The 10,355-nt window shown below is 55.5% G+C and carries 6 protein-coding genes and 4 pseudogenes; 5 read left to right on the forward strand and 5 right to left on the reverse strand.

The window, feature by feature from the left end; genetic code table 11:
• Nucleotides 1-145: 145 nt before the first annotated feature.
• Nucleotides 146-367, forward strand: a pseudogene (locus D8Y22_RS23405) (IS6 family transposase); the annotation flags it as partial.
• 16 nt (nt 368-383) lie between these two features.
• Here the strand turns inward: D8Y22_RS23405 and D8Y22_RS15120 are convergent.
• Both D8Y22_RS15120 and D8Y22_RS15125 read right to left on the reverse strand, forming a co-directional pair.
• Nucleotides 384-1,223, reverse strand: a pseudogene (locus D8Y22_RS15120) (ISH6 family transposase); the annotation flags it as partial.
• 390 nt (nt 1,224-1,613) lie between these two features.
• Nucleotides 1,614-3,287, reverse strand: a complete 1,674-nt coding sequence (locus D8Y22_RS15125; protein ID WP_141465538.1) for a methyl-accepting chemotaxis protein — start codon at nt 3,285-3,287, stop codon at nt 1,614-1,616.
• 378 nt (nt 3,288-3,665) lie between these two features.
• Between D8Y22_RS15125 and D8Y22_RS23410 the strand changes: the two are divergent.
• Nucleotides 3,666-4,001 (forward strand): annotated as a pseudogene (locus D8Y22_RS23410) (toxin-antitoxin system TumE family protein).
• A 291-nt stretch (nt 4,002-4,292) separates the two neighbouring features.
• Here D8Y22_RS23410 and D8Y22_RS15140 read toward each other — a convergent pair.
• Together D8Y22_RS15140 and D8Y22_RS15145 are read right to left on the reverse strand one after the other, a co-directional pair.
• A complete protein-coding gene (locus D8Y22_RS15140) occupies nt 4,293-4,655 on the reverse strand; it encodes an SHOCT domain-containing protein (protein ID WP_141465539.1) in 363 nt (120 codons plus the stop codon).
• A gap of 12 nt (nt 4,656-4,667) precedes the next feature.
• Nucleotides 4,668-4,874, reverse strand: a complete 207-nt coding sequence (locus D8Y22_RS15145) for a heavy-metal-associated domain-containing protein (protein WP_141465540.1) — start codon at nt 4,872-4,874, stop codon at nt 4,668-4,670.
• Between the two features lie 122 nt (nt 4,875-4,996).
• Here D8Y22_RS15145 and D8Y22_RS15150 point away from each other — a divergent pair, with 122 nt between their 5' ends.
• From D8Y22_RS15150 to D8Y22_RS15160, 3 genes are all read left to right on the forward strand, one after another.
• Complete coding sequence (locus tag D8Y22_RS15150) at nt 4,997-5,599, forward strand: AsnC family transcriptional regulator (RefSeq protein ID WP_141465541.1); 603 nt, start codon at nt 4,997-4,999, stop codon at nt 5,597-5,599.
• Between the two features lie 103 nt (nt 5,600-5,702).
• Nucleotides 5,703-7,985, forward strand: coding sequence for a heavy metal translocating P-type ATPase (locus D8Y22_RS15155; protein ID WP_141465542.1), 2,283 nt, complete (start codon nt 5,703-5,705; stop codon nt 7,983-7,985).
• 164 nt (nt 7,986-8,149) lie between these two features.
• Complete coding sequence (locus tag D8Y22_RS15160; protein ID WP_141465543.1) at nt 8,150-9,517, forward strand: permease; 1,368 nt, start codon at nt 8,150-8,152, stop codon at nt 9,515-9,517.
• Between the two features lie 655 nt (nt 9,518-10,172).
• On the opposite strand, the pseudogene D8Y22_RS23415 reads toward D8Y22_RS15160, so the two are convergent.
• Nucleotides 10,173-10,262, reverse strand: a pseudogene (locus D8Y22_RS23415) (helix-turn-helix domain-containing protein); the annotation flags it as partial.
• Nucleotides 10,263-10,355 lie beyond the last annotated feature (93 nt).

The raw sequence follows: 10,355 nt of genomic DNA on the forward strand, positions 1-10,355 counted from the left end.
AGGTCGTAGAGTTCCTCAAGCGTTACCTCGTCGAGCCGACCCATTACCAACCCAACTACGCCTAACAGTAAATAACTTCCTTAATCACTATCAGTCATCGTATTCTGCAGCGTCTTCCCATTACAGAGCACTGTTTAGATGAGACTTGCACCGACTCACCGAGAAATACAATCTTGCCGAAACAGCATTTCTCGTCAATGCTGGCGGTCATCTGACTGCCCTCGCTCGCCACAACTTGAGCGGTCCGCTCAACTACAGTGATCGAAACACCGTCGAAAAGTGGTTTCAGACCGTCTCAATGCGGATCAACCGCTTTCGCTCCTTCTGGCGGGGCAGTCCAGCCAGCGCACGCCGCTGGCTTAGACGCTCTGAAGCAGATTCTTCCAGAGCTTGTACCCGAGCGTTCGACCGACGTGAACGAGGTCGAGCTGGTGAGATCGGTCACCATTCTCGAACGCATCGACGAGCGCGTTCTCGGCGTCACTGACGACCGTCGCGTCGTCAGTGATCGCCTCGGTCTCCTCGAGAGTCGCTGCTGTCTCATCCCAAGAATCGTTGAGATTGACATCTAAAAGCGTCGTTTCCGTGTCTTCCTTGGTGGTCTATCCGAGGGTGACGTTGACGTCGTGGTACGTGCAGTGATCGTCCTAGCTATGACACTTCGTTCCGTCAAGAACGACAGTGTCTGCGTTCGTCCCAGGAAGCCGATCACGAACGAAGTCACCGAGTTTCCTGCCGTACTCGCGGACTCGACGGCTGATCGTCGTTTTCGAAGGCATCGGAGTGAAGCCGTCGCCGTGGGCGACGGCATCACGAAAGCTGAGCGACGTAGCGAGGTCGGTACTCTGGAGCGAAACATCCTCTTGATAGATGGGCTGTCCGTCGAATTCAACGAGATCGTCGAGTGGCCGGAAGTAGGTTGGATCGTCCTCAGTAGCAGCGGTATCTTTGACGTGGTGGAGCGTGAATTCGTGTTCTCCAGCAGTTGTCACGGCTGTTCGTGTCGTGGTGCCAGCGCGCTGGAAACGGCGGTCGCCGTTTCCGCGCGCGTGTTTCTCCCCGCAAGACGCCTCGACGAGGCGCTCGTCGAGGCTTCTGACGATCTCCTCGAGGGTAGTGGCCTCGAGCTGGATCTCGGTAAGAGATTCAGCGAGCGTGGCAAGCGGTAGCGTTTTGTCTGGGTCGAGACTAACTGTGAATTGCGCGTCGATTGTGGCGTGCATGGGTCACTTCGGGGTAGGTACCAGAGGTGACCCTGTTTCCACAGGAGTCAGTTACGACTCTAGACGAGTTTGGGACACGACCTATATTTGGGCAGAGTTGTCGAACGGTTGCTGAAGTGGCCAGACAACGATTTTCGGCGCGGCCGTTGTCTCGATATGAGTGATCTACGAAAGCGTTGACCCCTTTGGAAGCGTATCTTTCTCGATGAACAACAGTCAAGGTAGTTTGTTGGTGCAGCACCTGTCCGAAGACGAGTGACTGGATCGAAACATTCCACCCAGATGTTCAGACGTTGCGCTGATCACTCTATAGTGGGTTCCAAGTCTGCACTGCAAGGTCGATCCGACGGTGTTGTCGATCCGATCGTGCCGTTGACACTTGGGTGAGTGCTAGCGATCGACGGCGTCCCCCTCAGCCAACTCCTCAAGATGATCGACCACGTCGTCGATGGCGTCTCGCTGGACGGTCGTCCGCTCCGTGACTTCCCCGATCTGGCGTTCGATCCGGTCGGCGTCATCGGCGACGCCGTCGGCTTCCGAAGCGACCTCTTCGACGGACGCCGCCTGGTCGTCGTTTGCCTCCGCGATCTGGTCGATCCCGTGAGCAGCCTCGTCGACGGCCTCCGCGATCTCCTGCAGGTTCCTGATCGCCGTATCGACCTGTTGGCTCGCCGTCGTAACCCGATCGTTAGTCCGCTCGGAGACGCTTACGGTCTCGCCCGTCAGGGACTGGATCTGTTCGACCCTGGTGGTGATGTCCTGCGTATGTTCTTTGGTCTCGCCCGCGAGCGACTGCACCTCGTTGGCGACGACCTTGAACCCGTCGCCGTGCTCGCCAGCTTGGGCTGCTTCGATGTTGGCGTTCAACGCCAGTAGATTCGTCTGGTCCGCGATATCGCTGATGACGTCAACGACATCGTCGATCTCGTCCATGCGGCCTTCTAGCTGATCGACCGTTTCCACGAGTTCTTCAGAGGTCTCAAGAACGGCATCCATCTCTTCGCGAGCCTCCTGGCTGACCTCGACCCCGTTTTCGGCCGCGGTCTGTGCTTGTTCAGCGGCCGCAGACACCTGATCGGAACTCGCGGCGATTTCCTCCATCGTCGCGCTGAGGTCGCTGATCTCTTGGACGATCTCTTGGAGCGAGTCGGTCTGTTCGCTTACCTGTTCGTCGACATTGCTCGCAGCGTCGTCGATCTGTTCGGCCTCCGCCGAGAGTTCCTCAATCTGGTCGCCGATCCCGTGGATCGTCGTCTCGACGTGATTGGCGATCTCGTTAATCGTATCGGTGATCTGCATAATGTGCTCGTCGAGAACGCCGTGTTCGTCCGTATATTCGACGCGAGCCGAGAGGTCACCGTCGTTGAGCGACTGGCCTGTGTCGGTGACCTCGGCTACGAGGTCGGCCATCGCCTCGCGACGCCGGATGACCTCGGTGTTGTCCTGAACGAGTTGGATGACGCCCCGGAGTCGATTCTCTTGGTAGATCGGCGTCGCAGTCGAGTGGACGTGGACCGTCTCGCCCTCCGCGTTCGTGAGTTCACGCTCAACCTCGTAGGCCTGTTGGCCACGACCCGATCGCTCGGCATCGGTCTCGCGGTGGGCCCCATCTGGGTTCTCGACAACATCATCTGCCAGCGTCCTGGTTCGGTCGTCCCGGAAGAACGATCCGGTATCGGTCTCGCCGAGGACTTCCTCGCGGTCTACCCCTGTCAGCACCTCGAGTTCTCGGTTCCAGCCGATAATCTGATGGCTGTCATCGATAATGAATGCAGGCTGGGGAAGCGTATCCAGCAGGGCGTCGGTCGCGATGTCTATGTCTTCGTCTTTCGAGTCACGACCGCCGAGCGTGTCGTCGTCACTCGAGTCGGTCTCGTGTTGCGGGGCCGTCCCACCATCTGTCTGAACCGCCATCGGATCGGCTTCGCCCACACATTGTCCATGTTCGATGTCTTGATCGGATGATCGACCCTCGCTGCCAGCCTCGCTAGAACCGGTCCTGTTCGAAGAAACGCGTTTCTCTTGGCTGGTGAAATCCAAGAATCGGTCGAGTAAGTTGGTCACATTGTGTAGGATTACGTCCATTAAATAATTCTTGTGGCCAACAAACCAGAGTGACCTCCTCCGCGCCGTAACCGGCGCGGCTTCCCACGAACCAAAGCCCACTGAGTTGGAACTTACGTTTGCATACCGACGGGATGCTGGCGGGGCCACGCCGCAGTTACTCCTATCCGGCAGTGGGGCCACGGTTCTGCCCTGCTTACTCGGAGCTATCTTGCTTGTTTTATAAGCAGTCTAGGAGAATATCCCAGGGCTTGACCCCGAGGCGATTCACCGATTCACTAGATCGTGTTGGTTAATCAATTAATCCTGTCGTGAAGCAGAGATCCCAACCCTCTGTTGTGAGGTCCATAGCTATGGAGGTAATGACATAGGTGACGGATGGCGTCCTACACCACCATCGGAGACTGGCAGGATGTCGAAGACGGCTACGTCGTTGATGTGACCATTCGGTAGTCGGAGGATGGGAAGTATCCGTGTGGGTGGGACTACAGCTTACATCTTGGAGAAGTTGGCGGCGACACCATCCTTCGATACGACAACCCACGACCGGACGAAAGGTCACGAGCGCCACACTCGGAATGGTGTCGAAATTATCGACTTCCCGGGATGCTGACGCTCTATGACCGCTTCATACGCGAGACCGAAGAGATGTCGCCTGTAGTTGGAAGCTCGAGGACATTAATCCTGAACACTCCTGTCGTGCATAGGTGTTAGCCGAAGAGTTCGCTCACCAACACGGACTCACGATCCAGAACGCACTGCGGCAGCGTGAGCAAAGAAGCAAATCCAGCTCTGTTGAACATACGACTAATAATGAATTTCTGTTGAATACAAGGCGGATATCTGGCACGAGATATCCTTCCAATTCAGTTTAATGAAGGGATGAGCGAAGATTCATACGGATTGCTGTAACGATTTACCGGCGCAACCGCCGCCCGGGTCGCAGTTGCGCCGGCAATGACTTACAGTAAACCGTATCAGACAACCCGTTACAGTGGGATCTCATTATGCTGGCTCGGTATCTCGTTGCAGTTTCTTGCGTCTCCTTTCGAATTCTTCATCCGAGATTTCACCCCGTGCATAGACACGTCGAAGCTGCTCCAACGCCTCGTCTGTTTGCTCAGTCGTCTCCGTGCCAAGTGACTGGTAGATGAGGTATCCAATTCCAATCACAATGAGTAGAGGAATCGCCATCATCAAAATCATCGCTACCCACCCGCCGGGACTGTCCCACATCCAGCCACCCATATGCGACCAGCCGAATGCCCCCATCGCTGGCATCATTACCAGCATCATCACCAACGGGATGGCGAAGAGACCAAGCAGTACCAGCAGTATCGTCCGTGTCAGAGAATCTGTTTGAGTCATGATGTATCCATCTCAGGTTTCAGCGTCTGTTGCTTCGTATCCGGCCTCTTCAATAGCAGCCACGAGTTCATCGACAGTTGCCGATCCCTCGATGATCGCCGTCTCCGTCGTTCGGTCGACCTCGACACCTGTCACGCCGGAAACGGCGGTTAGTGATTCCTCGACGCTCACCTCACAGCCGTCACAACTCATCCCGGATACCGTCATTCGTTGGCTCATACATGTGATTCTACGTGCTGCCTATTTATCCCTATTTTCGTTACCATTCCACGGCGAGGAGGAACCAAATGTTACAAGAATAAGCCTGTGATTTGAATACTCGATAGTGGCTATACCCCCACATGAGAGACAAACGCGATCTCGACCAGACCGACTTAGAACTCATCCGGTTGTTGGCTGAAGACGCTCGTCGTCCGTATAGCGAGCTTGCGGAAGTGGTGAATCTCTCCCCACCTGCCGTATCTGATCGAATTGATCGACTGCAGGAACAGGGCGTCATTCGAAAATTTACGATCGATATCGATCGGCTCAAACTGCAGCAGCGAACTCCAATCATGATCACCTTCGAGGTCCATCCAAACGAATCCGAGGACCTCTATCAGCGTCTGTCTTCACTCGCTGGTGTCGAACACGCCTTCAAACAATACGACGGTACGATTGTCGTCTATGGGAACGCGCCCGAGAGCAATCCAATCGAGTGGCTTCGGGAGGAGGTAGACTTAGAACACGTTGAGAATATCGACTTCGAGATGGTCGAGAAGTACGAGTGGACACAACACCTCGACAAAGCAGAGTTCTCGTTACCGTGCCAAGTGTGTGATAACACTGTGAAAAGTGACGGGATCACCGCTACAATCGGTGAACGAACCCTCGCATTCTGCTGCCCCTCTTGCAAACGCATATATGAACAAGAGTTTGAAGAGTTCCAGTCCAATTCCGATTGAGTTGCGGGTTTCGATTCGAAGATTTACTCCCTGTGAACCTTTGCTTTATTACCGAAAATGGACATAACACAGTAGCCCGTATGTACATATGAGGTGAACCCCAATGCCAGAAACTCCGCAGGAGCGGACTGACCTCTCACTAACGGGGATGTCGTGTGCCACCTGCGCATCTACAATCGAGGAGAGTCTCGAGAGCGTCGATGGTGTCGACGATGTCTCGGTCAATTTCGCAACCGAACGTGCGGATGTCAGCCACGACTCAAATGTCTCACAGGAGCAACTCATCCAAGCCGTCGAGGATGTCGGATACGGCGTCCGTGACGAACTATTAGACGACGAATTGGAGGACGAGGAGGAGCTTCAAACAATCAAGCGGATGGCAATCCGGGCGTGGATTGTCACCTCCCCGATTGTCCTTCTGATGGTGTTCATGTGGACACCGCTCGATCTTCTAACCGGATTCCAAATCGATGTTCTGCTGCTCATCTTCGCCACGCCAGTAGTCTTCTACTACGGCAGGACGACCCACGCATCTGCGCTCAGAGCCATCAAAAACGGTACGTTCAACATGGACTCGTTGATCGCGCTGGGTACCGTCGCAGCGTGGGCGACTGGGGTGATGGTATTCGCCACGCCAGTCGAGAACTACGCGGGCGTCGGTGCGATGATCATGGCCTCCCACCTCGTCGGCACGTACCTCGAAGACCGAGCCAAAGGTCGAGCAAGTGCCGCAATCGAGGGACTGGTCTCGATGCAGGCGGAAACCGCCCGCGTCGAGCGTGATGGAGAAGAAGTGGAAGTGCCTGTTGAGGACGTTGCAGTCGGCGACGTGATGGTGGTCAGACCGGGTGAGAAAGTTCCGGTTGACGGCGTCGTCGTGGACGGGCGCAGTAGCGTCGACGAATCGATGGTCACGGGCGAATCGGATCCCGTGAGTAAGGAGGAAGGCGACGAAGTCATCGGTGCGACGGTCAACGGCGCCGGTCTCCTCAAGGTCGAAGCGCAGAAAGTCGGCGACGAAACGTTCCTCTCGCAAGTCGTCGAATTGGTGGAGGAAGCACAGGGAACGAAAGTTCCGATTCAGGCGCTCACCGACCGTGTGACCAACGTGTTCGTGCCGGCGGTGCTGACGATCGCCGCGCTGTCGTTCGTGCTCTGGCTCGCGGTTCCGGGAGCGATGGAAACGGTGGCGAGCGTTGGGGCGTGGTTGCCGTGGGTTGATCTGGCGCTTGAACCGCTGACGCTCGCCATCTTCGCCTCGGTTGCCGTACTGGTGATCGCCTGTCCGTGCGCGCTCGGACTGGCGACGCCGACGGCACTGATGGCTGGAACCGGCAAGGCCGCCGAGAACGGCGTGCTGTTCCGCGACGGCGAGGCGATCCAGACGATGAAGGATATCGATACGGTCGTTCTCGACAAGACGGGGACGATCACCGAAGGGAACCACTCGGTGACTGATGTTGTAGTCGGTGACGATACCGGTGTTCGCGCAGACGGGGGACTGTTAAAAGGTGATCAACGAGAAGCAGAACGCGAAGTTCTGCGGCTCGCAGCGTCGGCAGAGCGCGGAAGCGAACACCCGATCGGACAGGCGATCATCGACTACGCTGAAACGCAGGGGATCGAACTTGCGGAGTTGAGTGACTTCGACAGCGTTCCTGGCAAAGGGATTGAAGCTGTCATCGACGGTCGGACGGTCTACGTGGGGAACGTGAAGTTCTTCGAGGAAGTTGGGATCGAGCTTCCGCAGTTCTACGAGTCGAAGTTGAACGAACTCGAAGAGGAAGGTAAGACCACGGTTTTGGTCGGTATCGAAGACGAGATTGTCGGGGTAGTGAGTACTGCCGATACGATCAAGGACGATTCCTACGAAGCGATTGAGGCGTTGCACGACCGCGGCATCGAGACGTGGATGATTACGGGAGACAACGAGCGGACGGCCCGAGCGATTGCTGATACGGTGAATATCGATCCTGCTCGGGTGATGGCAGGGGTGCTTCCGCAGGACAAGATCGACAAAGTCCGCCAGTTGCAAGATGAAGGGAAGGAGGTGGCGATGATCGGTGACGGAATCAACGATGCACCAGCCCTGAAACAGGCAAATGTTGGTGTTGCAATCGGTACCGGGACAGATATCGCCATTCAATCGAGTGACGTGAGTCTCGTCCGCGGGTCGCTCGGTGCGCTCGTGGACGCATTCACGCTCTCGGAGCGTATCTTCTCGAAAATTAAGCAGAATCTATTCTGGGCGTTCATCTACAATACGTTGGCGATCCCGATCGCGTTCTTTGGGTTGTTACACCCAGTTATTGCGGTCGTGGCGATGTTCACCTCGAGTCTCTCGGTGATCACAAACTCTGCTCGGCTCAGCAAAATAGAGCTGTAGGAGGTTATCCCCCTCTCTTACAGTTAGAACACATATTCGACAAGCACGATGGGAATACACTCGTTGCAACGACGCCGAGGAAGCACTCGTGGAATACCATGTTCCACAATATCGGGAGTAATAACAATGGTCATGATTGAGTTCCAATCAGGTAATACGAACAGATGATCGGAACAATACTGGAAACCGTCGGAGAAGGACTCTATCTTGCCGGCGATTTCCTCTGGCAGGCGCTATGGGCCCTGTTGCTCGGATTTATGATTTCGGGGGCGATTCAGGCATTCGTCTCCAAGGAGGGGATGGTCAACTACATGGGCGAACCCGATCTGAAATCCGTTCTCTATGCGATGGGCTTCGGTACCGCCTCGACGTCCTGCTCCTTTGGTGACATCGCCGCGACAAAAACGTTGTTCAAGAAAGGAGCACACATAATCCCGACGGTCGCCTTCAAGATAGCATCGACAAATTTTGTCATTGGGCTTACGTTCGTCATTTGGGCGCTGCTGGGCTGGGAGTTCGCCGTTGCACAGGCGGTCGGGGCACCGATTTTCATTCTAATCGCCATCGTACTTGTTCACCTCTGGATTCCGTACGAGGAAACTCGACAGGCTAGAGAACGCCTCCTCAAGGAGGAGCAGCCGGTCGTCACGGATCCAGTCTGCAAGATGCGTCTCAACCGTGAAAACGGAATTCCCGTCGAACACAAAAACGAGACAGTGTATTTTTGCTCGGAGGGCTGTAAGCGACTCTTCGAGCAGAACCCGGGCACGCACACGACATCTTGGAAGGAGAAAATCACGTCGTGGAACGGATGGGTCGAAGCTGCAAACCAGACGAAGAAGGATCTCAAGATGCTCTGGAAGGAGCTGGCAATTGGCTTTCTGTTGGCGGGAGTTATTGCTGCCGCCGTTCCCCAAACAGTTTGGACGCTTTTGTTCGAGGGCGGCGGTGCTGGCGTGACGCAGGTGGCCTATAACAGCGTGCTCGGCCCGCTTATCTCGGTGGCAACGTTCGTCGGTTCGATGGGGAACGTCCCGCTCGCTGCGGTGCTGTGGGGCTCAGGGTTTGCCTTTGCAGGCGTCATCGCGTTTTTGTATGCCGATCTAATCGTTCCGCAGTTGATTCGAATCTACCGGAAGATTTGGGGGAAGAAGATCGGGACGCGTATTTCGATCATCCTCTTCGTGTCAATGGCGACGACTGGATTCATCGTGTATTACCTGTTCGCGGCTGTTGGTCTCATTCCCGACATTGCGTTAGAACCAACCGGCGAGGGCGTGACAATCCTCGGGTTCGAGCCCGTGACGATTCTGAACGTACTGTTTCTCCTGGTCGGTGTCGTGTTCATCGCCCTGCTCATGAGAGGGAGAAAAGGTGCTCCCGGTGATCGCGCCGTGGAGGATCCGGTCACCGGGACCAAGGTCACAGTTAAGAACGCAGACTACTGTACGGTACACGACGAGTCGATCTACTACTTCGAAAGCGACGATTCACGAGCACAATTCCAAGAATCTCCAGAGGCGTATCTGTAACTGGTTCTCACTGTCCATTGGAGCCTTCTTCTGAATGAAAAGTGACTCTGTTGAAACCATATTTCTCAGGTACAACAAATACCCCCCAAAATACTGCAATAGCGAGATGACGATACCGACCGCGACTGTCGATTTAAAAAGTTCTCTGATATCCAGCTCGAGATTGAACTTCCCAAATCGCTTGGTGACAGCCCCGAGTCATACTGTCGGACAGAAGTCAGTGAAACGTCGGTCGCGAATTCGCGGCCGTCCTTACGGTGACGGCCGCAGTACTGCGACCGATCGTTGAATAGTTCTGTCTAACAGTATCAGAAGTGTCGGCCTGACGTCCTCTCTTACCGACCCAGGTGGGTCACCTGCAGGAATCCAGTAGCGAAGTGTAACTCACAGCCGTCGGCACCGAACTCGTTGCCGAAGTATCTCGCAGGTGGAATGTTCAACTTTTGCAGGCGGAGTCCCCGCCCTCAAGGGGTCGTTCGGGAATCTTCGGTTTTCGGACGACATCGCAGTCCGCGTAAGCGGACGAAAAGCACAGTAGGGCGGAGAGGAAGCCGTACACTTCTCTCAACGGACTGTCCTCCGCGGTGAGCGCCTGGCCGCTTCTTCCCCGGTAAGCCTCTGGAGAAGATTCGATTGTGCCGTTCGCAGTTGCAACGAAAAACGCGGGCTGTGAGATCCCAAGTGCTTCGGCAATCTCTTCGCCAGTCCGGTCTCGCGGCTGGTTAAAGTAGCCGCTATAGTAGGCTAGCCCGTTGCACGCTTTCGAAATTAGCTGCGACCTATCATGGTGTGGGCACTAGCGTCTAAAATAGTCACTTTAACTAGACTAGAAGTCGGA

This window comes from Salinadaptatus halalkaliphilus (assembly GCF_006543045.1).
GTDB lineage: Archaea > Halobacteriota > Halobacteria > Halobacteriales > Natrialbaceae > Salinadaptatus > Salinadaptatus halalkaliphilus.

Excerpts from the sequence above, each read along its gene's own strand:
- D8Y22_RS15140 (WP_141465539.1), bottom strand. The coding sequence starts at position 4,655 with ATGACTCAAACAGATTCTCTGACACGGACGATACTGCTGGTACTGCTT.
- D8Y22_RS15145 (WP_141465540.1), bottom strand. The coding sequence starts at position 4,874 with ATGAGCCAACGAATGACGGTATCCGGGATGAGTTGTGACGGCTGTGAG.
- D8Y22_RS15150 (WP_141465541.1), top strand. The coding sequence starts at position 4,997 with ATGAGAGACAAACGCGATCTCGACCAGACCGACTTAGAACTCATCCGG.
- D8Y22_RS15155 (WP_141465542.1), top strand. The coding sequence starts at position 5,703 with ATGCCAGAAACTCCGCAGGAGCGGACTGACCTCTCACTAACGGGGATG.
- D8Y22_RS15160 (WP_141465543.1), top strand. The coding sequence starts at position 8,150 with ATGATCGGAACAATACTGGAAACCGTCGGAGAAGGACTCTATCTTGCC.